The 20,232-nt window shown below is 60.0% G+C and carries 19 protein-coding genes; 11 read left to right on the forward strand and 8 right to left on the reverse strand.

Annotation, left to right across the window (positions count from 1 at the left end; all coding sequences use genetic code 11):
• Nucleotide 1 precedes the first annotated feature (1 nt).
• Nucleotides 2-3,202, forward strand: coding sequence for a tetratricopeptide repeat protein (locus ACFOW6_RS06320; RefSeq protein ID WP_382421497.1), 3,201 nt, complete (start codon nt 2-4; stop codon nt 3,200-3,202).
• A 2-nt stretch (nt 3,203-3,204) separates the two neighbouring features.
• Here the strand turns inward: ACFOW6_RS06320 and fliP are convergent, their stop codons facing one another.
• From fliP to csrA, 4 genes are all read right to left on the reverse strand, one after another.
• On the reverse strand, nt 3,205-3,978 hold the full coding sequence (gene fliP / locus ACFOW6_RS06325; RefSeq protein WP_382421498.1) for a flagellar type III secretion system pore protein FliP: 774 nt from the start codon (nt 3,976-3,978) through the stop codon (nt 3,205-3,207).
• Complete coding sequence (locus ACFOW6_RS06330) at nt 3,975-4,313, reverse strand: FliO/MopB family protein (RefSeq protein ID WP_382421499.1); 339 nt, start codon at nt 4,311-4,313, stop codon at nt 3,975-3,977. The genes fliP and ACFOW6_RS06330 overlap by 4 nt, the downstream gene beginning before the upstream one ends.
• Nucleotides 4,310-4,651: an EscU/YscU/HrcU family type III secretion system export apparatus switch protein gene (locus tag ACFOW6_RS06335; RefSeq protein WP_382421500.1), complete on the reverse strand. Its 342-nt coding sequence runs from the start codon at nt 4,649-4,651 to the stop codon at nt 4,310-4,312. Before ACFOW6_RS06335 ends, ACFOW6_RS06330 begins: the two co-directional genes overlap by 4 nt.
• Before the next feature lie 102 nt (nt 4,652-4,753).
• Complete coding sequence (gene csrA / locus ACFOW6_RS06340; protein WP_382421501.1) at nt 4,754-4,993, reverse strand: carbon storage regulator CsrA; 240 nt, start codon at nt 4,991-4,993, stop codon at nt 4,754-4,756.
• A gap of 137 nt (nt 4,994-5,130) precedes the next feature.
• On the opposite strand from csrA, the gene flgB reads away from it, so the two are divergent.
• From flgB to alaS, 9 genes are all read left to right on the forward strand, one after another.
• Nucleotides 5,131-5,541 (forward strand): flagellar basal body rod protein FlgB, encoded by a 411-nt coding sequence (gene flgB, locus ACFOW6_RS06345; RefSeq protein WP_382421502.1) that lies wholly within the window; start codon nt 5,131-5,133, stop codon nt 5,539-5,541.
• A gap of 24 nt (nt 5,542-5,565) precedes the next feature.
• Nucleotides 5,566-5,973 (forward strand): flagellar basal body rod protein FlgC, encoded by a 408-nt coding sequence (gene flgC, locus ACFOW6_RS06350; protein WP_382421503.1) that lies wholly within the window; start codon nt 5,566-5,568, stop codon nt 5,971-5,973.
• Between the two features lie 61 nt (nt 5,974-6,034).
• On the forward strand, nt 6,035-6,364 hold the full coding sequence (gene fliE, locus ACFOW6_RS06355; protein ID WP_382421504.1) for a flagellar hook-basal body complex protein FliE: 330 nt from the start codon (nt 6,035-6,037) through the stop codon (nt 6,362-6,364).
• A 23-nt stretch (nt 6,365-6,387) separates the two neighbouring features.
• Nucleotides 6,388-6,654 (forward strand): flagellar biosynthesis protein FliQ, encoded by a 267-nt coding sequence (gene fliQ / locus ACFOW6_RS06360; RefSeq protein ID WP_382421505.1) that lies wholly within the window; start codon nt 6,388-6,390, stop codon nt 6,652-6,654.
• A gap of 5 nt (nt 6,655-6,659) precedes the next feature.
• Nucleotides 6,660-7,421: a flagellar biosynthetic protein FliR gene (fliR, locus tag ACFOW6_RS06365; protein WP_382421506.1), complete on the forward strand. Its 762-nt coding sequence runs from the start codon at nt 6,660-6,662 to the stop codon at nt 7,419-7,421.
• An 18-nt stretch (nt 7,422-7,439) separates the two neighbouring features.
• On the forward strand, nt 7,440-8,537 hold the full coding sequence (gene flhB / locus ACFOW6_RS06370; protein ID WP_382421507.1) for a flagellar biosynthesis protein FlhB: 1,098 nt from the start codon (nt 7,440-7,442) through the stop codon (nt 8,535-8,537).
• Between the two features lie 88 nt (nt 8,538-8,625).
• Nucleotides 8,626-10,998, forward strand: coding sequence for an ATP-binding protein (locus tag ACFOW6_RS06375; protein WP_382421508.1), 2,373 nt, complete (start codon nt 8,626-8,628; stop codon nt 10,996-10,998).
• Between the two features lie 122 nt (nt 10,999-11,120).
• Nucleotides 11,121-12,203, forward strand: coding sequence for a recombinase RecA (gene recA, locus ACFOW6_RS06380; protein WP_382421509.1), 1,083 nt, complete (start codon nt 11,121-11,123; stop codon nt 12,201-12,203).
• Nucleotides 12,204-12,430: 227 nt separating this feature from the next.
• Nucleotides 12,431-15,088 carry an alanine--tRNA ligase gene (alaS, locus tag ACFOW6_RS06385; protein ID WP_382421510.1) on the forward strand — a complete coding sequence of 886 codons (2,658 nt, stop codon included), beginning with the start codon at nt 12,431-12,433 and terminating at the stop codon, nt 15,086-15,088.
• 64 nt (nt 15,089-15,152) lie between these two features.
• Here alaS and ACFOW6_RS06390 read toward each other — a convergent pair whose 3' ends face one another.
• The 4 genes from ACFOW6_RS06390 to ACFOW6_RS06405 form a co-directional block, all read right to left on the reverse strand.
• On the reverse strand, nt 15,153-15,638 hold the full coding sequence (locus ACFOW6_RS06390; RefSeq protein ID WP_382421511.1) for a peptidylprolyl isomerase: 486 nt from the start codon (nt 15,636-15,638) through the stop codon (nt 15,153-15,155).
• Between the two features lie 28 nt (nt 15,639-15,666).
• A complete protein-coding gene (locus tag ACFOW6_RS06395; RefSeq protein WP_382421512.1) occupies nt 15,667-16,224 on the reverse strand; it encodes a peptidylprolyl isomerase in 558 nt (185 codons plus the stop codon).
• Nucleotides 16,221-17,438: an NADP-dependent isocitrate dehydrogenase gene (locus ACFOW6_RS06400; RefSeq protein WP_382421513.1), complete on the reverse strand. Its 1,218-nt coding sequence runs from the start codon at nt 17,436-17,438 to the stop codon at nt 16,221-16,223. Before ACFOW6_RS06400 ends, ACFOW6_RS06395 begins: the two co-directional genes overlap by 4 nt.
• A gap of 109 nt (nt 17,439-17,547) precedes the next feature.
• The gene (locus tag ACFOW6_RS06405) at nt 17,548-18,132 is read right to left on the reverse strand and encodes an LOG family protein (protein ID WP_382421514.1); all 585 of its coding nucleotides are present in this window, start codon (nt 18,130-18,132) and stop codon (nt 17,548-17,550) included.
• A 234-nt stretch (nt 18,133-18,366) separates the two neighbouring features.
• Between ACFOW6_RS06405 and ACFOW6_RS06410 the strand changes: the two genes are divergently transcribed.
• Nucleotides 18,367-20,199: a LysM peptidoglycan-binding domain-containing protein gene (locus tag ACFOW6_RS06410; RefSeq protein ID WP_382421515.1), complete on the forward strand. Its 1,833-nt coding sequence runs from the start codon at nt 18,367-18,369 to the stop codon at nt 20,197-20,199.
• Nucleotides 20,200-20,232 lie beyond the last annotated feature (33 nt).

Raw genomic sequence — 20,232 nt, forward strand, 5'->3', positions numbered from 1 at the left:
GGTGCTGCGTTTTCTTTTTCTGGTGCTTGCACTTGCCCTGACGACTTCTGGAGCAGGGGCGCAAACGGACAGTGGTGCGGTGCCCGTACAGGGCGGCATTCACCCGGGTTTCTATCGTCTGGTCCTGGATTTTGAAGACACGCCAAACCTGCAGGCAGAGGTCGAAGGTCGACACCTGGTGCTGCAGTTCAATCGTCCTGTCAAACTTGATTTCACCCCGGCACGCAGCAGCTTGGGACCCATTCTCGGTGCCGTCGAGATCGCGGACTACGGGCGACGTATTCTGCTTGAGCTCAGTGATCGCCGAAAGGTCCGCAGCAGCTTCAGCGGCTCACGGATCGTGCTGGATCTGCGACCTGCAGTGCCGCCTCCGCCGCCACCTCCGGATGTGCTGGTGGAAGGCGAGCCCCACGAGGTCTTCGATCGTTTGCGGTTCACCTGGGAGACGCCCGTATCCTATCGCCTGGAAAGCGGTGCAGACCGGAGTACACTTCATTTTGAAGGGGCCGGGTCTCTGCAGTTTCCCGATGACATGGTTTCGATACTCCCGCGTGTCTCGCAAATCGACTCCGATCTGGCGGACAACAAGCTGAGGGTGACCCTTCACCATGAGCCGGGGGCACAACTCCAAAGTCGCAGCCGGGAGAATGTTGTCGAGGTGGATGTAGGTGAGCCCGGCGCAGGCCTCGCGTCCGATTCTCCCTTTGCGCTTGCGGCCCCTCCGCAGCCTGTCCTGGATGGGCCCCTGGCTTCGGACGCTCCTTCGCTTGCCGAAAAGGAGGAGGGTCCGGATGCTGTGAGTCTGGATATCACGCGTCAGCCGCGTCGGCAGGACAGGTTTCCGCATACAGGTCATACCGCACCTTGGCCGGATGAGGTCATTCTCGAACTGCGCTGGCCGGAAGCGACCGGTCTGGCTGCCCTGAAAGTGGAGAAGGGGCTGCTGGTGGTCCTGGACCGTCTTGCGCCGGAGGGCTTCGAGGAGAGGTTGCGGGAAGCCGCACCGGAATTTTCCGGCGTTCGCACGAGAGATAGGGAGGACGTAACGGTCCTGGAGGTTCCCCTGTCCTATCCCTTGCAGGCCAGCGTGGAAGGCGAAGGGCGGAAATGGCGTATTATCCTCAGCCCCGAGGAGCCGGTGCGCCCGCGTGCACCGTTGCTGGAGCGACAGGAAACAGCGCAAGGACAGCAGCTTTCCATAGCCGCCAGCGGTGCAAGAGAGGTGATCGAAGTCGAAGACAGCTCACGCGGTTCCTTGCGGGTCGTGCCGCTGACTTCGGACGGCCAGCTATTCCCCCGGCCGCGGCATTTCCCGCAGTTTTCCCTGATGGAAACGCTGCAGGGCATTGTTGTTCAGCCCCTGGATGAGCGCGTTTCGGTGACGGTCGGCGAGGATGAGGACTCCGTGAACGTGGTGGCCGAAGACGGCCTGTATCTCTCCGCGGCAGCAGATACGGCGGATATTGAGAACCCCGCGGCCGAATCTCCGGAAGAGCGACTGTTCGACCTTGAGACCTGGCGGTTCGACACGGGCGAAGGGTACACGGAAACAAGGCAGCAACTGCAGGACAATCTATCCGGTGCGACAGGGCATGCCCGGGTGCTCGGACGCCTGGACCTGGCACGATTCTATTTCTCCCGTGGGCTGATGGCCGAGGCGCTGGGCGCTCTCGACCGGCTCGTCGAGGAGGAGCCAAGCCTGGTTCATGATCCGGAAGTGCGTGTCATGCGAGCGGCGGCCAACATCATGACGGAAGAGTACGAGGCTGCAGCAGGGCGGCTTGGCGGACCCGTTCTGGCGAACAGGCCTGAGGCGGGCCTTTGGCAGGCGGCCTATGCCGCCCGGGCCCGGGACTGGCCAGTGGCCTCACGCGCCTTCGCCGAGACGCGTGAACTGATTGACGACTACCCGGCCAACATTCGGCTCGATCTCAGACACATGGCGGCAGAGGCTGCGCTGCATCAGGATAATTTCGATGCAGCGGAAGAGTATCTTGCTCTTGCCGGAAAAGATGCCTCGAGTTCCTTCGCCAGGGCACGCCAGGACTATCTCTCAGGTCGCCTTGCCCAAGGGCGCGGAGAGATGGAGAAGGCCAGGGAATTCTGGAGGAGTGCCGCCGAAAGCTCCAGCAATGCAGCCTCTGCGAAAGCACGCCTGGCCTTGCTGGATGACAGGCTGGAGAGTGGGGACGTCGGCTACGAGGAGGCCATCGATGAGTTGCAGCGCCTGCGCTTTGCCTGGCGTGGCGATAACTTCGAGTACGCGCTTCTCACGCGCCTGGCGGATCTCCAGCTTGAGACGGGCCGCCCCGCAGAGGCGCTGCGTTCACTTCGAAGAGCGGTGACCTACTTCCCGGAGGCGCCGGGTGCTGACGAAGCGGCCAGGCGCATGCGCAAGATTTTTCGGGATACCTTGCTTGACGAGGAGCGTCTGGATCAGTTGACGCCCATGAAAGCCTTGGCTCTCTATGAAGAATTCCGTGAACTTATGCCGGCGGGTCCGGAAGGGGAACGTCTGATCGCTCGGCTTGCCGACGAACTGGTGGCCATGGACCTGTTGGAACGGGCCGCACGGCTTCTGCAATATCAGGTGGAGTATCGTCTCGCAGGCACGGAGAAATCCCGCGTCGGTGCGCGTCTGGCCTCCTTGCACCTGCTGGATGACGATCCCGAAGCGGCGCTGGACGCGCTCGAGGAAACAGCTGTTTCCGGGCTGGAGCAGGATCTGTCCCGGCAACGGATATACCTGCGCGCCCATGCGCGCAGCGAGCAGGGCGAGGTGGAAGCGGCCCTGGAGCTGCTGGAGGGCGACAACAGTGCACAGGCGCGGGACTTGCAGGCGGAAATCCTTTGGCGCAATTCTCGCTGGAGTGAAGCAGCCGATGCCCTGTCGGGCATACTGCCCGATGTGTCGCAGGAAGGCGAAGAGTTCACAGAGAGTGACTCCGGGCGAGTTCTGAACTATGCGGTGGCGCTTACCCTGGCGGGACGCAGTACGGAACTGGGTGAATTGGCATCACGTTATGACGCGGCCATGCAGGACAGTGCACACGCCGAAGCCTATGCCCTTCTGGTCGACGATTTCGATCCCCATGAGGAAAGTTCGATAACCGCCGACCTCTCAAGTGTTGCTGAAGCCAGGAGCTTCATGACCAGCTATCGTGACAAGCTTCAGGAGTACGCAGAGTCCGGCCTGCGTTGACGTCAGCCGCCGTAACTCTGGATCAGGCTACCCGCGATCAGGTACCAGCCGTCGACCAGCACGAAGAAGATCAATTTGAAGGGCAGCGAGATCATGACCGGGGGCAGCATCATCATGCCCATGGACATCAGGATCGAGGCCACGACCATGTCGATGATCAGGAACGGCAGGAAGATCAGGAAACCGATCTCGAAGGCGCGCCGGAGCTCGCTGATCATGAAGGCCGGAATCAGAATGCGCAGCGGAGTGGCCTCAGGGGCTTCGATTTCCTCGACGTCGGAAAGATCGGCAAACAGCTGAAGGTCGCGCTCTCGTACATGGGTCAGCATGAAGTCGCGGACGGGATCGCTCGCCCGTTCGAAGGCCGTCATCTCGTCGATCTCTTCTTCCACGAGCGGTACGATGGCTTCTTCATAGACCCGGTCAAAGGTCGGCATCATGATAAAGGCCGTCAGGAAGAGTGCGAGCGAAACCAGGACCATATTGGGCGGCGTTTGCTGCAGGCCAAGCGCGCTGCGCAGGAAGGACAACACCACCACGATGCGTGTGAAGGACGTCACCATGACCAGGATCGAAGGCGCCAGGCTGAGAACGGTAATCAGGGCGACGAGCTGCAGGATGCGACTGGTCGTCGACCCTTCCTCGCCACCGAGGTCGAGACTGAGGCTCTGGGCCAGGGCAGGCTGACTTAGAAAGATGGCTGCGACAGCCAGGATGGCCGACAGCAGAACCGTCAGCAGGACGCGGTTCTTCACAAAATCTCTTGCGAACGTCACGCGGGCTCTCCCCCGTTCGATGATTCGGGCGGCCTGGTATCTGGCTGTGATGAGCTGTCGATCAGAAGGTCAGGTGCACTGCCGGGGTTTAGCAGGATGAGATGTTCACGGTTGTCCCACTGCAGGAGAACAAGGCGCTTCTTGGAGTCGAGAGGCAGAGCTTCCAGGACCTTCAGTCGCTTTTCGCGCTTTGCCGTAGGGGTAAGTGCCCCCAACCGGCCGGCCAGTCCCGAACGCCTTGCGACCCAGGAGAGGCCGAGCAACAGGGCAATTACGATGCCCAGGGCGATGAGAAATTGTATGTAGTCCGCAGGCCCCATGATGTGTCCGTTCATTCCTGGCGAGTCGGAGTCGAGGAGTCCGACCTGTAGCGTCTTTCCGCCTGATAAAGGTGGTTGAGAATTTCCGCAACCGCGGCAAGGGCGATGGGCGGAATCTCGCTTTCCGGCTCGAGTGTCGAAAGGATCTCCGCAAGGGCAGCATCCTGCCGGACCTTCACGCCATGACTGAAGGCAAGCGAGAGAATCTGTTCGGCCAGAGCTCCTTCTCCCCGGGCCACGACGCGCGTGCTTTCGCCATCCTCACCGCTCAGAGCAACGGCGAGGGGCCTCTTTTCCTCTACGTTCCGGGAAAGCACAGGTTTTTCGTTGCGCTTGGACGGCGGCTCCGCCATGGGGCATCCATTCTGTTGCCTGAGAGAAGGATCTGCTGCGGGCCAGAATGAAGGACTATGGTTAATGAAGTGTTGAGGGCAGGCGTCGAATGTCCATTCCGTTCAGGATTCGGCGCTGTCCTTGGCGGTTTCTTCCTCTTCAAGGGTAAGCGCCGCGCTGCCGTTGGCAGCCGCCCGGTTCTCCGCCTGGATACGTTCATAAATTTCTTCGCGCAGAACGCTGGCATCCGATGGGAAGGTGAAACCCAGTTTTATGGACTTGCCGCGGATATCAACCACCGTCACCACGATATCATCGTTGATGATGACCGATTCACCTATCTTTCTCGTGAGATACAGCATCGGCGGGTGAGGCTCCTGTTCCGGCGGTCAGACTACAGCGAATCCAGCCTGAATCGTTTGTAACAGCATTTACACTTTCTTAACAAGTCTTGTGCCACCGTCACCGTGACCAACTGTACTCTGGCCGGAAGAACGTAATGAGCGGCAAGTTCGCACTTTTTGATGTCTTTGCGAAGCGAATGGACTGGCTGTCCCAGCGACAGTCCGTGCTGTCGCAGAATATTGCCAACGCGGATACGCCCGGCTATGTCAGCCAGGATCTCAAGGAAGGTTCCTTCGAGCGCATGCTGAGGGGGCGCAATCTTCTGCTGCAGACGACCGCGACTCATGCAAGCCATATGAGCGGAACGCGCGATCCCGGCTCCGGAAGCGTGCGTCGGGACGAGGTGAGGGATCGCTATGAAACGGTGCCTTCCGGCAATTCGGTCGTGGTCGAGGATGAACTTGGCAAGATCGCGAATACGCAGATGCACCACTCGACTGTCACGAACCTCTACGCCAAGTATACCCAAATGTTCAAAATGGCCGCCGGCGGCGGGGCACGCTGAAGCCCAGGGATGGACTAGAAAATCATGGATCTTTTCAACACGCTCACGATTTCCGCGGACGGCATGAAGGCGCAGGGAACCCGCCTTCGGGTCATTGCTGAGAACCTGGCAAATGCGGATTCCACAGCCTCCGAACCCGGTGGTGAGCCCTACCAGCGCAAGCTCGTCAACTTCAAGAATGTCCTGAATAGGCAAATCGGGGCGGAAACCGTGGAGGTTGACCGGGTCAGCCTGGATCCCAGCGAATTCAACCAGAGATACAATCCGGGACATCCCGCCGCCAACGAGGACGGTTATGTCCTGATGCCGAACGTGAATACCCTGATCGAGTTGACGGATATGCGCGAAGCCCAGCGAAGCTATGAGGCAAACCTGCGCGTCCAACAAGGTTCCCGCAAGATGCTGGAACAGACAATCAACCTGCTGCGCTAGGCGGGCGGCAACGGCCAGGACGGCTGAAGTACAGCCAGAGAATACCTGAAAGGGACAGACAATGGTCAGTTTCAACGAAGCCGTATCCGCCTATTCGCAGTTGGGTGGCGTTGCCGGGAAGGCGGCAGGTGCGAGTACGGCAAGCACTCCGGTTTCCGGGAGTGGAGGCGAGGGCGGCGATTTCACGGAAGCTCTCAAGGAGGCCACCGAGGGAGCGATCGAAACGATGCGCGGCGGTGAGGAACAGAGTTTCCGGGCAACCATGGGCAATGCCGACATGAACGAGGTTGTCATGGCGGTCAGCAAGGCAGAGTTGACACTGCAGACAGTGGTGTCGATAAGGGATAAGGCTGTGCAGGCTTATCAGGATATTCTGCGCATGCCGATCTGACACTCTAGGTCGGTTGTTGCATCATGGAGGCTGTCGAGGCCATAGAGGTCACCCGCGAGGCTGTCTGGGTCATGCTGAAGGTTTCGGGGCCGGTGCTGATCGTCGCACTTGCCGTAGGCCTGATCATCGCACTTTTCCAGGCTCTGACCCAGATGCAGGAAATGACGCTCTCCTTCGTCCCGAAGATCCTGGCGATCTTTCTTTCGATCATACTCTTTCTGCCCTTCATGCTGACGACCCTGACCGAGTTCACGGAAGGGCTGGTTGACCATATCGTGGCGTCCGGCTGAGGCTGATGCTGGAAGAACTGCTGCCTGCGGGGGTCTTCGCCTTTCTATTGATCTTCGCGCGTGTGGGTGCGGCCTTCATTCTGTTGCCGGGCATCGGGGAGACCTATATCAACACCCGCACCCGCCTGGCCCTGGCTCTCATGGTTACACTGGTTGTCTATCCTGTACTGGCCGAGGGCCTGCCGGCCATGCCGGGTGCGCCGCTGATGCTGTTTGTCCTGCTGGCCGGCGAAATCATCATCGGCGTTTTCCTGGGCACGCTGGGCCGGCTGTTCATTAATGCCCTCAACGTCGTTGGAATGATCGTTGCCCAGACCACGGCCATGGCGAACGCGCTGGTGAACGATCCGATCAGTGCCCAGCAGGCTTCGATTGCGAGTGGATTCTTGACCGTCACGGCCTTGCTGCTGATTTTTATCCTGGAGATTCACCACCTGACCCTGGAAGCAGTGGTTGCCAGCTACGAGGTGATGGAGCCGGGTAACAGGGTGCCCATCGGGGATATGGCGGACATGGTGACGCGCACTGTGGCGGACACCTTTGTTCTGGCCGTGAAGATGTCGGCCCCCTTCATTGCCGTGGCCATGTTCTTCTATGTGGGCCTGGGGCTGCTTTCGCGCCTCATGCCGCAGATGCAGGTTTTCTTCATTGCCCTGCCGCTACAGATTGCGCTTGGATTGATTGTATTGATGCTCAGTCTTCCGATTATTATGCGTTTGTTCCTGGGGGAGATGGAAAGCACCTTCCTCTCCTTCCTGGGCGACTGAGGCTCAAGGGTTCAGGGCATGGCCGAGGAACAGAAAGACGATTCCCAGAAAACCGAGGAACCGACCCCGAAACGCCTGCAGGATGCACGCGAAAAGGGTCAGGTCGCGCGTTCCCAGGAGGTCAACCACTGGTTCATCATACTGGGGTTCGCCTTGATTCTGGGTGTCATGTCACCCTGGGTGGTCAATCGTATCGGCCTTGCGCTGTTGCCTTTTATCGAGCGTCCGCATGACATAATCGTGGAAAGCAGCACGGCACAGACCCTGATGTACGACACGGTAATGCAGGTCGCCATCGCGCTGTCCCTGCCGTTTCTTGCCATGATTGTTCTGGCCCTGGCTTCCGGATTCCTGCAGTTCGGCCTGATCTTTTCTTTCGAATCTCTCAAGCCCAAGCTCTCGAAGCTTTCCCTTGTCTCCGGCTTCAAGAAGATCTTCGGCAGTCGGGCAATCATGGAGTTCCTGAAGGGAATTCTGAAGATAACACTGATCGGGGTGGTTATCGCGGCTGTCATCTGGCCTGAGGGGCAGAAAATCCTGAACCTCAGCGATCTGCAGCCGCAGGAGATTCTTGTGTTCCTGCGGGCAGAATCCTTGCGCCTCCTCATCGCCGTATTGGCCATGATGACAGTGATCGCGGCTGCGGACTTTGCCTATCAGCGCTATAAGCACATCAAGGAAATGCGCATGACCCGGCAGGAGGTGCGCGACGAGACGAAGCAGTCCGAAGGCGACCCATTGGTGAAGAGTCGCCTGCGTCAGATCCGCATGGAACGCTCCCGGCGCCGCATGATGGCAGCCGTGCCCTCCGCGGATGTCGTTGTCACCAACCCCACGCACTACGCCATTGCCCTGAAGTACAACTCGGAAGAGATGAATGCGCCGACAGTCGTGGCCAAGGGTATCGACGACGTTGCCTTGCGCATCCGGGACGTGGCTCGCCAGAACGAAGTGCCCCTGGTGGAAAACCGTCCTTTGGCTCATGCCCTTTACGATGCGGTCGAGATCGACGAAGAGGTCCCACCAGAACACTACAAGGCCGTGGCCGAAATCATCGGCTATGTCATGCGCATCAAGGGACAATTATCAGGGGGATCAGGATCGCGGCCTTCGTGAGTCCTGAAGAAGGAGAGATTTCCTCCGGCGCGACCATTCATGCTAACAGATATGGCGTTCTCGATCGGGGAAGGGGCATTCAGGTACAATGATTTGGGGGGCGGTACTCGAGCTGGCATTGATCAGCGCCCTGATCGTCGGGGCTGCTGTCCTTGCGTGGCGGTATGTGCAGGTCAAGCACAGGCTCAGACTATTTGAATCTGCTGCGGAAGCTGTTGAGGACCCGATGCAGGTGGTGCGTCGGGGGCAGAGGGTTTTGCTGTCGAATCCGGCCTGTGAGGCTCTGCCGATAAAGGGGCGCCATCCCTTGCCGGATTGGATCCTGCAGCAGCTGGAGACTGAGGACGAGCGGGCGGAAATCAAACGCCTCAAGCGTCAGATCGAAGCTGGTGCACACGCGGAAACCGAAATCTCGCTGCCCTTAGGAGAGGACGGAGAGGAGACCGAGCAGTGGTTCCGTGTGAGTGCTTTCCCCTTTATCGGGAAATCCCAGGATACGCTGTGGACCATGCGCAATATCACGCTGCGCCGGCAAATGGAACTGGTGCTGCGAAACGAGCACAAGCGCTTCTTCGACCTCTTGGAACACGCTCCGGTCGGATTCTATTCGGTGGATGGCGAAGGGGGCTTCATTTACGTCAACCGCGTCTTGGCGCAATGGCTGGGACGGGGGGTAAGTGAATTCACGGAAGGCAACTTGCGCCTGCATGATATCCTGGCGCCCCAGGCGATGCGTCCGGACGAGGCGTATCTGCCGTTTCCCACGGACCGCCGAGAGGGAGAGGTCGAGTTGCTGCGTGCCGATGGAAGCAGCTTCACGGCATTGATCATTCAGGACCAGGTCGAGGATTCAGGAAGTGCAGGTGAGCTGCGTACCCGTTCGGTGGTGCGTCATCTGACGGCCGAACGTCAGACCGAAGCCGCCCTGGAGTTGACGGAGCAGCGCTTCCAGCGGCTGTTTAGCGAGGCCCCGGTCGGAATTGCACTCCTGAGCCGGGATGGCCGCGTAAGCGAGTGTAACCAAGCGTTCCAGGAGATGGTCGACGACCATGGCAGAAGTCCGGTCGGTCAGCCGCTGGCCGATCTTGTGGCAGAAGGTTCGCGCGCACGCGTGCATGCGACGGTGGAGCAGGCGCTGGCCCCCGATCCTGTCGCGAGCGGGCCCTCCTTTGCCGATATCCAGCTAGCCTGTGCCAGGGAACTACGCTGTTCCCTGACGCTGCGCAGTTTCGGGGAAGATGCGGAAGACGGCCTGATCGCGCACATGATCGATACGACGGAGCAAAAGGCTCTGGAGATCCAGTTCGCACAGTCCCAGAAGATGCAGGCCGTGGGACAGCTGGCAGGCGGTATCGCGCACGACTTCAACAACCTGCTGACCGCGATGATCGGCTTCTCCGACCTTCTCCTGCTGCGCCACCGTCCCGGGGACCAGTCCTTCGTGGACATTATGCAGATCAAGCAGAACGCCAATCGGGCCGCCAATCTGGTGCGTCAGCTCCTGGCATTCTCCCGGCAGCAGACCCTGCAACCGCGGGTGCTCAACGTCACCGATATCCTGGCCGAGATTTCCCACCTGCTGCGCCGCCTGATCGGTGAGCGCATAGAGTTGAAGGTGGTGCACGGGCGTGACCTGGGACCGGTCAAGGCGGACCAGGGGCAACTGGAACAGGTGATCATCAATCTTGCCGTGAATGCGCGTGACGCCATGCAGGAGGGTGGTCGCCTGTTGATCCGTACCAGCAATGTGGCTTTCGAAAGTTCGCGGCGGATTGGTAACGAAACCGTGCCGCCAGGCGACTACGTGCTGGTCGAGGTGGAGGATACGGGCTGCGGCATTTCACGGGAGAACCTGAACCGGATTTTCGAGCCGTTCTTCTCGACAAAGGAGGTGGGAGAAGGAACAGGCCTCGGGCTCTCCACGGTCTACGGAATCGTCAAGCAGACCGGGGGGTATATCTTCGTCGACAGCCACCTGAACAAGGGTACGCGCTTTTCCATCTATCTGCCGCAGCACAGCCGGGCACACAGCGAGGAAGAGGACATCGATGTCCAGTCGTCCCGGGATCTGACGGGGCGGGGTACCGTGTTGCTTGTGGAGGATGAAGAGGCGGTGCGAGCCTTCTCTGCTCGGGCCTTGCGCAACAAGGGGTACCAGGTGCTGGAAGCCCGGTCGGGGGAAATGGCCCTGGAAATGCTGCAGGCTCCGCCGGAGTCCGGGGAGGAGGATCCCGGCAACATCAACCTGCTGATTACCGACGTGGTCATGCCTCAGCTTGACGGCCCCTCTCTCGTACGCGAGGCGCGGCGGCTGTTCCCCGAGCTGAAGGTCATTTTCATCTCGGGCTATGCCGAGGATTCCTTTCGCGAGCAGATGGATAATGACGAGGGGATCCATTTCCTGCCCAAGCCCTTCAGTCTCAAGCAACTGGCGGGCAAGGTGAAGGAAGTGATGGGGTGAACCGGCGGGTTCGAGGAAGTGTTCCTGTTTTGATCTTTTTCTTGTTGGGGGAGAACATATCAAGTACATTCTGACCATTGCAGCGACTCCACGCGCATGGGATAAGAGGAGAAGCTCTTCCAATGTCAGAAATGGTGCTCGAACTCGTGAACAAAGAAACTTCCGACCGCAACAAAGCGCTTGATGCAGCGCTTTCCCAGATCGAACGGGCTTTCGGAAAAGGCTCTGTGATGCGTCTCGGCCAGCGTGAGGTGGTTGAGACGGAATCTGTTTCCACCGGTTCGCTGGGACTTGATATCGCCCTTGGTATCGGTGGCTTGCCCCGTGGCCGGGTGGTCGAGATCTACGGACCCGAATCTTCCGGCAAGACCACGCTCGCCCTGCATGCCGTGGCCGAAGCCCAGAAGGCGGGCGGAACCTGTGCCTTCGTGGACGCCGAGCACGCACTTGATCCGAGCTATGCGAAGAAGGTCGGCGTCGATATCGAGGAGTTGCTGATTGCCCAGCCGGATGCCGGCGAACAGGCGCTGGAAATCGCCGATACCCTGGTGCGTTCCGGAGGTCTGGATGTGCTGGTGATCGATTCCGTGGCCGCCCTGGTGCCGCGGGCCGAACTGGAAGGTGACATGGGCGATCAGATGCCTGGCCTGCAGGCGCGCCTGATGAGCCAGGCTCTGCGCAAGCTGACATCTTCGATCTCCCGTTCGAACACGCTGGTGATCTTCATCAACCAGATCCGCATGAAGATCGGTGTCATGTTCGGCAGTCCGGAAACCACGACCGGCGGCAATGCACTCAAGTTCTATTCCTCGGTCCGCCTGGATATTCGCCGCATCGGCTCGATCAAGGAGAAGGATACCGTGGTGGGCAACCAGACCCGGGTGAAGGTGGTCAAGAACAAGATGGCACCGCCCTTCCGGCAGGTGGAGTTTGACATCATGTACGGCGAGGGAATCTCAAAGGCCGGAGAAATCCTGGACCTGGGAGTCCAGGCCAACGTGGTGGAGAAGTCCGGCGCCTGGTTTTCCTACGAGGGACAGCGCATCGGCCAGGGCCGGGAGAACGCGCGGCGTTTCCTTAAGGAAAATCCGGATGTTGCCGAGAACATTCAGCATGCCGTGAAATCCAATGCGGGAATGGTTTCAGAGGCCATGCTGGCCGACAGCAAGTCGGAGGAGGCCGCGGAGTCCGATAACGACGAGTGAACCTCGGCGTGCCTACAAGTCGGGCATGAATTTGTTGCATTGATGGTGTGTCGGGACTTCTGCTCGTGCGCATCACGAGGGCAGGCGATTGTGGATTCCACGCCTCGGACCTGTCTGGTGACCGGGCATTGCTCTCGCAGGACGGCCGACCCAAATCCTGCCTTGTGTAAAGGGACGCATGCGCCTTAAATCTCCGGCAGACACACGTGGGTATGCAACAGACAGTCATGACAACAACGACCAACGACATTCGCAGTCGCTTTCTGGAATTCTTCGAGCGCAACGGGCACGAGATCGTGTCGTCCTCGCCTCTGGTGCCGCGCAACGATCCGACCCTGCTGTTCACCAATGCAGGCATGGTGCAGTTCAAGAACGTCTTTACGGGTGCGGAGTCGCGTCCCTATTCGCGCGCGGTCACCTCCCAGAAGTGCGTGCGCGCCGGCGGCAAGCACAACGATCTGGAAAACGTGGGCTATACCGCGCGGCACCACACCTTCTTCGAGATGCTGGGCAACTTCTCCTTCGGGGACTACTTCAAGGAGCGCGCGATCGAGCTTGCATGGGAGTTGGTGACGAAGGAGTTCGGTCTGCCGAAGGATCGGCTGCTGGCCACGGTCTATCACGAGGACGATCATGCCTATGACCTGTGGCGCCGAATAGCCGGGTTGCCCGAGGATCGTATTATCCGCATCCCCACCTCGGATAACTTCTGGGCGATGGGAGATACGGGGCCTTGCGGACCTTGTTCGGAGATCTTCTTCGATCATGGTGAGAACGTCCCCGGCGGTCCGCCGGGCAGCGCGGACGAGGACGGCGACCGCTTCATCGAGATCTGGAATCTCGTGTTCATGCAGTTCGAACAGATGGCCGGCAGGGAACGTGTCGAACTGCCGAAGCCCTCGATCGATACCGGCATGGGTCTGGAACGCATCGCCGCCGTCCTGCAGGGCAAGCACGACAACTACGACATCGACCTGATGCGCTCCCTGATCGAAGCCTCCGCGGAGGCCAGCGGGACCGATCCGGATGGGTCCCACGCGGTATCTCACCGTGTGATCGCGGACCACCTGCGGGCCACGTCCTTCCTGATTGCCGATGGTGTTCTGCCATCGAATGAGGGGCGGGGTTATGTCCTGCGGCGAATCATGCGTCGCGGCATGCGTCATGCGCACATGCTGGGTGCGCGAGATCCCTTGCTTTGGCGGCTCGTGCCGGCCCTGGTCAAGCAGATGGGCACGGCCTTTCCCGAACTGAACCGCGCCCAGGCGCTGGTCGAGGAAACCCTGAAGCTGGAGGAGACGCGCTTCAAGGACACGCTGGGGCGTGGCTTGAAACTTCTGGAGGACGAGGTTTCGCGCCTGGGCGAGGGCCAGCCCCTGCCGGGCGAGGTCGCCTTCAAGCTTTATGACACCTTTGGTTTTCCCCTGGATCTGACCCAGGACATTCTGCGCGGGCGGAACCTGAGCGTGGATGTGGCTGGCTATGAGGCGGCCATGGAACGCCAGCGCGAAGCGGCCCGCAGGTCCTGGAGCGGTTCCGGTGAAGCCGCCACGGAGGCGCTCTGGTTTACTCTGAGGGACAAGCACGGTGCAACGGAGTTTCTGGGATACGAGACCGAGACGGCCGAGGGCATCGTCCAAGCCATCGTGGTGGATGGAAGTGAAGCCGAAGAGGCCGAGGCGGGCCAGAAGATTGCCTTCTTGACCAACCAGACGCCCTTCTATGGCGAAAGCGGTGGCCAGATGGGCGATACCGGGGTGGTCTTCTCCCCGGACGGTGTCGAGGTGGAGATCGAGGATACCACCAAGCAGGCTGGTGACGTGCATGTCCACCATGGGCAGGTGCGCAAGGGCACATTGCGTGTGGGAACTGCCGTGGAAATGCGTGTAAACAGCACCCGGCGCCGGAACCTGCGGGCCCATCATTCGGCCACGCATCTCTTGCATGAAGCCCTGCGGCGGCGACTGGGCGAGCATGTCACCCAGAAGGGGTCGCTGGTGGCGCCTGACCGACTACGCTTCGATTTCAGTCATCCGCATCCTCTGACGCGGGACGATCTCATTGCGATCGAGGACATGGTCAATGAACGCATCCGCCAGAATGCCGAGGTGCAAACCCGTTTTATGACACCCGATGAAGCGATCCAGGAAGGCGCTCTGGCCCTGTTCGGCGAGAAGTATGGCGAGGAGGTGCGTGTCATCTCCATGGGCGGGCCCGACGAGGAGAAGGGGCCCAACCGGAATTTCTCGACCGAGCTTTGCGGTGGCACCCACGTTAACCGTGTCGGCGATATCGGTTTTTTCAAGATCATTTCCGAACATGCACTAGCCGCCGGGGTCCGACGTATAGAGGCCATGGTGGGCTCGGCCGCTCTGAGATACGTGGAGCAACAGGAGGAGCTGTTGGGTCATACGGCGGCCAGCCTTCGTGTGTCCCCCACGGAGCTTCCGGAACGTATCGAGACACTTCTCGAGGAGCGCCGCCGACTGGAAAAGGAAGTCTCGGACTTGCGCCGCAAACTGGCGACGGGTGGGGCAAGCGAGACCATGACCCGTGAGGTGAATGGAACCCGGTTGGCCGCGCGTGTCCTCGAGGACATTCCGGCCAGGGACCTGAAGCCCATGGCTGACGATTTGAAAAAGCAGCTTGGTTCGGGCATCGCCGCCCTGATTTCGACGAATGAGGGCAAAGCCTCCCTGGTGGTCGGAATCACGTCAGATCTGACGGAGCGCTATTCTGCAGTTGATCTGGTTCGTGTCGGGGCCGAAGCCCTGGGCGGAAAAGGTGGAGGCGGGCGTCCGGATATGGCCCAGGCCGGAGGACCCAATGCCTCTCAGGCCGACGCCGCTATCGCGGCCATCGAAGCGGCCATCTCGGCCTACTGAGCATCGGCAGGAGAGCCCTTCAAGATAAGAAAGGACCGGTTGCTAAAAGAGGCCGGTCCTTTTCTTATTCTCTGGTGTCCTGCAACCAGGCCTTTACGATCCGGTCGGGCTCCGGAACAAGTCCACCCGGTGCACCCGATGGGGCCTTGGTGAGTGCGTCCACAGCTTCCATCCCCTCGATGACCTCGCCCCAGACAGTGTATTGCCCCTGAAGCCAGTCGGCATCCCCGAAGCATATGAAGAACTGGCTGTCGGCGCTGTCCGGATGCTGGGCGCGGGCGGCCCCGACCGTTCCACGCTGGAAGGGTGCGTCACTGAACTCGGCCTTCAGGTTGTGTCCGGAGCCACCGGTGCCGGTGCCATGCGGACAGCCACTTTGCGCCATGAAGTCCTCTATGACCCGGTGGAAGGGCAGGCCATCATAGAATCCTTCATGCACCAGCTCCTTGACCCGGGCCACATGATTAGGGGCCAGATCGGGCCTTAGGGCGATTGTCACAGAACCAGTGTCAAGTTCGAGGATAAGCGTGTTGTCGGTATCCGAGGACAAACCCTGGTCCCTCCTATTGCTGCTGCGCTTACTCGATATCGGCGAGAACACGCATGCGCACGATCTCGTCCGGATCGTCGACGATCCCGCCGCGTTGCTGGTTGCCCTTGCGGATCTGGTCTACAAAGGACATGCCTTGGCGGACTTGCCCCCAAACCGTGTATTCGCCGTCCAGCCAGGGGGCACGGTCGAAGGTGATGAACCACTGACTGTTGGCACTGTCAGGCTCACTGCTGCGCGCCATGCCAACGGTTCCCCGCTCGAAGGGTATATCGGAGAATTCCGCTTCCAGGTCCGGTAGTTCCGACCCGCCGCGGCCCGTTCCGGTTGGGTCACCGGTCTGGGCCATGAAGCCCTCGATGACCCGGTGGAACTTCAGCCCGTCGTAGAAACCATCGCGAACCAGTGTGCGAATGCGTTCGACATGATCCGGAGCGACCTCCGGCAACATTTCGATAAGCACCCGGCCATCCTCGAGCTCCATCACGAGAACATTCTCGCTGTCGGGGCCTTCCTGGGCCGCTGCAATCTGCAGCGGCAACAGGAGGGATAGCGCCAAGGCCAGGCTTCTCAGGACCCCACTCACGAGTTGATGACCTTCTGCAGGTTGGCATCCAGCTTGTCGAGGAACTGGTTGGTGGTCAGCCACTTCTGGTTGGGGCCGATCAGCAGGGCGAGATCCTTGGTCATGTCGCCATCCTCGACGGTATCGATGCAGACCTGCTCCAGCTTCCGGGCAAAGTCCACGACCTCCGGTGTTTCGTCAAAGGTGCCACGATAGAAGAGACCCCGGCTCCAGGCAAAGATGGAGGCGATCGGATTGGTCGAGGTTTCCTTGCCTTCCTGGTGCAGTCGATAGTGGCGTGTGACCGTGCCGTGTGCGGCTTCCGCCTCGACGGTCTTGCCGTTCGGCGTCATCAGCACCGAAGTCATGAGGCCGAGCGACCCGAAGCCCTGAGCCACGGTGTCGGACTGTACGTCGCCGTCATAGTTCTTGCAGGCCCAGACGAATCCGCCAGACCACTTGAGGGCGGCGGCCACCATGTCGTCGATCAGGCGATGCTCGTAAGTGATGCCGGCCTTGTCGAAGGCTTCCTTGAATTCGGCGTCGAAGACCTCCTGGAAGAGATCCCGGAAACGGCCGTCATAGGACTGCAGGATCGTGTTCTTGGTGGAGAGATAGACGGGATAGCCGCGCTGCAGTCCGTAGTTGAAGCAGGAGCGCGCGAAACCGCGAATGGATTCATCCTCGTTGTACATGCCCATTGCCACGCCGCTGTCCGGGAAGTTGTGCACTTCGTGTGTGATGGGCTCGCCGCCGCCTTCGGGCGTGAAGGTTATGGTCAGCTTGCCCGGTCCCGGAACGCGGAAGTCGGTGGCCTTGTACTGGTCGCCATAGGCATGGCGCCCGATGATGATCGGCTGCGTCCAGCCCGGCACGAGGCGCGGAACATTCTTGCAGATGATCGGTTCGCGGAAGACCGTGCCATTGACGATGTTGCGGATGGTGCCGTTCGGGGAGCGCCACATCTTCTTGAGACCGAACTCCTCGACACGGCCTTCATCGGGAGTGATCGTGGCGCATTTTACGCCGACGCCGTATTGCTTGATGGCCTCGGCGGCATCGACGGTGATCTGGTCGTCCGTGCGGTCGCGTTCCTGGACGCTGAGGTCGTAGTACTTAAGATCGACATCCAGATAGGGCAGGATCAGCTTGTTCTTGATGAAATCCCAGATGATGCGAGTCATCTCGTCACCGTCGAGCTCGACGATCGGGTTCTGAACCTTGATTTTTGCCATTGCCTCTTCCGTCTTGTCCTAGGGTGGGTGTCAGATGGCGCGCAGAATAGCAGGCTTGCCCAAGGCTACAAGCCTTGCGAGCCGGGCCCTCGATCCGGATGGAACCCGCTCAGCTCCACTTGGTTTTCGGGTTTTCAGGGATCACCGGGGTGGTTTCGAGTTGCGTAAAGAAGTCCTCGACCGTTTCGGCAACAAAGCAGCGTTTCAGATCATGCTGCCTGATGAATCCCTCTTGGGCCTGATGTTCCAGCATCCGGACCAGCGGGGCCCAGAAGGCATTGACATTGAGCAGGCCGACGGGTTTGGCGTGCAGGCCAAGCTGACCCCAGGTAATCATTTCGAAGGTCTCATCCAGGGTGCCAAAGCCGCCGGGAAGGATGCAGAAAGCGTCGGATTCCCGGAACATCTCGAATTTGCGCTCGTGCATGCTTTCGACCACACGCAGGTCGGTCAGGTTATTGTGGCCGACCTCGAACTCCATGAGGTGACGGGGAATGATCCCCAGAACTTCGCCGTGTGCCGACAGCACTGCATCGGCCAATTCTCCCATAAGGCCGACGCGCCCGCCGCCGAAGACGATTCTTATGCCCCGGGCGGCCGCTGCATACCCCAGTTCACGGGCAGCTTCCACGTAGGCCGGGTCGTTTCCCTTCGAGGAACCGCAGTAGACACACAATGACGTGATCTCGGGCATCAAAGCCTCATCCTGATCCAAGGGGCAGCTGAACTCTATCATGAGCGGGGGAAGAAACCTCAAAGCGGGGGATACTGCAAGCCCACTGCGCAGGATAAGAGGGGGGCACCTGAAGCACCAGGCGTTTGGGGAATCTTCATTTTTTTCTTATGTAAGAGGTGAATGCTGTGTCGTTGTCACGACTAGCGCGGCATATTAATGTCTAAAAATTGTCTCTGAGGAGTTCTCGTCGCCTTGAAGTCGTTTCTTGTTATTGCTGTTGTCGCCCTTGGAATCCTGGTTGTCGCGGGTGGCATTATCTTCTTCGGCGATGAGGATCGTGAAACGGAAGAGAGTGTCGCGACCGTCGAAAACGGTGTGAGCGAGACGGATTCCGAGACCGAACGCGCTGAAGAACCCCCCGCAGCCGAAGAAACCCCCGAAGCCGAAGAAACCACCGCAGCCGAAGAAACCACCGCAGCCGAAGAAACCACCGCAACGGAAGAAACCTCTGAAGCGGAAGAAACCTCTGAAGCGGAAGAAACCTCTGAAGTTACGGAGACAACGTCTTCCGCCGCGAATGGAGATGCACTCTCCCAAGGAGAAGCGGTGCCCCCCCAGGAGGGCGAGGGCGATACACCATCCGTTGCCAGCGAAGAAGCAGATGGTGTTCAGGAAGGCTCCACGGCCTCATCCCGGGAGCAAGGCCAGGAGGAGACCTCGCCTCAGACCACATCGGAGCCTGCAGATTCCGAAGATCGGGTAGCCCTGGATGCGGCCGACTCGGAGGAAGGCCAGGAGGCCCCGGCGATCGATTCCGAAGTGGCTGGGACAAAAGATAGTGATGCGAGGGATCCCGACACCTTGGCGCCCGAGAGCGCTGCCGCCGAGCCCGCGACTGCCGAGACAACAACCGAGACTGCTGAACCCGGTAGCAGGAAAGCTGGCACGATAGACCCTGATACACAGGATCTTGAGGCTGAGCAGTCTGACGTCATCGAATCTGATGCCACAGCGCCCGAGCAGGGCAATCGTGCTCAGGAGCCGGAGGATACGGCGGAGGATGCGCCCGTTGGAAGCGAACAACTGGCCTCCGCCGTTGGGGCCAGCGAGGCCGTTTCCGGAACCGGGGCCGACACGGTGCTGCCCAGCTTTGACGTTGTGCGGGTAGAGCGGGACGGAAGCGTTGTAGCCGCTGGCCGTGCCACCCCCGGTAGCCAGGTGAATATCCTGTCCGATGGTCAGGAAGTTGCTTCCGTGGAAGCCGATCAGAGGGGGGAGTGGGTCTTCGTGCCAAGCCAGACGCTGCTCTCGGGAGACCATGAGCTCAGCCTGTCCAGTGTTTCCGAAAACGGCGAGCAGCTGGCGTCTCGGGATGTAGTCGTGGTGTCCGTTCCTGAAGGCCGCCCACGGACCGAACCCCAAACCCGGGAAGAGGGTAGCACGCAGGTTACGCAGGAAACTGACAGTGGTGAGCGTGCTCCGGAAACCGAATCGCGGGGTGATGGCGAAACGGTTGAGGCTGCCGGCACCCGTCCCCTGGCCGTTCTGATGCCGCGTGAAGGAGAAGGGGAAACACGTGTCCTGCAGGGCCCCGAGGGCGGGTTGATTGCCGGGGAGCTTTCCCTGGATTCCATTACCTATGACGAAGAAGGGGAACTCCTGGCCAGTGGTCAGCTCAATCCCGGCGAGCGGGTTTTCATGTATGTCGATGATCGCTTCGTCGGACAGGCACGCGCCAATGACGCAGGACGCTGGCAGATTCGCCCTGATCGATCCATCGAAGGCGGAAAATATACAATCCGCATAGACCAGGTGGACGAGCAGGGCGACGTGGTTGCGCGTCTGGAAACCCCCTTCGTGCGTGAGGAAATCTCGGCTGACCAGATCGAAGGGAGCGAAGTGGTCGTGGTGCAGCCTGGCAACAGCCTCTGGCGGCTTGCAAGAGGATCCTACGGACGTGGCATTCACTACACGGTCATCTATGAAGCGAACGATGACCAGATTGAGGACCCTGATCTGATCTATCCGGGACAGGTCTTCGTTGTTCCCGGGCTTGAGGACGAGCAGGAGAATGAGTCGAATTAGTTGCTGGTGAAGGGGCGCTCGCTCGCAGCCACC

The organism is Fodinicurvata halophila (genome assembly GCF_042651425.1).
GTDB classification, from domain to species: Bacteria; Pseudomonadota; Alphaproteobacteria; order Kiloniellales; family DSM-21159; genus Fodinicurvata; species Fodinicurvata halophila.

Coding starts and splice junctions, on each gene's coding strand:
- fliQ (WP_382421505.1), top strand. CDS start 6,388: ATGGAGGCTGTCGAGGCCATAGAGGTCACCCGCGAGGCTGTCTGGGTC.
- recA (WP_382421509.1), top strand. CDS start 11,121: ATGTCAGAAATGGTGCTCGAACTCGTGAACAAAGAAACTTCCGACCGC.
- ACFOW6_RS06400 (WP_382421513.1), bottom strand. CDS start 17,438: ATGGCAAAAATCAAGGTTCAGAACCCGATCGTCGAGCTCGACGGTGAC.
- flhB (WP_382421507.1), top strand. CDS start 7,440: ATGGCCGAGGAACAGAAAGACGATTCCCAGAAAACCGAGGAACCGACC.
- fliE (WP_382421504.1), top strand. CDS start 6,035: ATGGTCAGTTTCAACGAAGCCGTATCCGCCTATTCGCAGTTGGGTGGC.
- flgC (WP_382421503.1), top strand. CDS start 5,566: ATGGATCTTTTCAACACGCTCACGATTTCCGCGGACGGCATGAAGGCG.
- flgB (WP_382421502.1), top strand. CDS start 5,131: ATGAGCGGCAAGTTCGCACTTTTTGATGTCTTTGCGAAGCGAATGGAC.
- csrA (WP_382421501.1), bottom strand. CDS start 4,993: ATGCTGTATCTCACGAGAAAGATAGGTGAATCGGTCATCATCAACGAT.
- ACFOW6_RS06405 (WP_382421514.1), bottom strand. CDS start 18,132: ATGCCCGAGATCACGTCATTGTGTGTCTACTGCGGTTCCTCGAAGGGA.
- ACFOW6_RS06335 (WP_382421500.1), bottom strand. CDS start 4,651: ATGGCGGAGCCGCCGTCCAAGCGCAACGAAAAACCTGTGCTTTCCCGG.
- alaS (WP_382421510.1), top strand. CDS start 12,431: ATGACAACAACGACCAACGACATTCGCAGTCGCTTTCTGGAATTCTTC.
- ACFOW6_RS06375 (WP_382421508.1), top strand. CDS start 8,626: ATGATTTGGGGGGCGGTACTCGAGCTGGCATTGATCAGCGCCCTGATC.
- fliR (WP_382421506.1), top strand. CDS start 6,660: ATGCTGGAAGAACTGCTGCCTGCGGGGGTCTTCGCCTTTCTATTGATC.
- ACFOW6_RS06330 (WP_382421499.1), bottom strand. CDS start 4,313: ATGAACGGACACATCATGGGGCCTGCGGACTACATACAATTTCTCATC.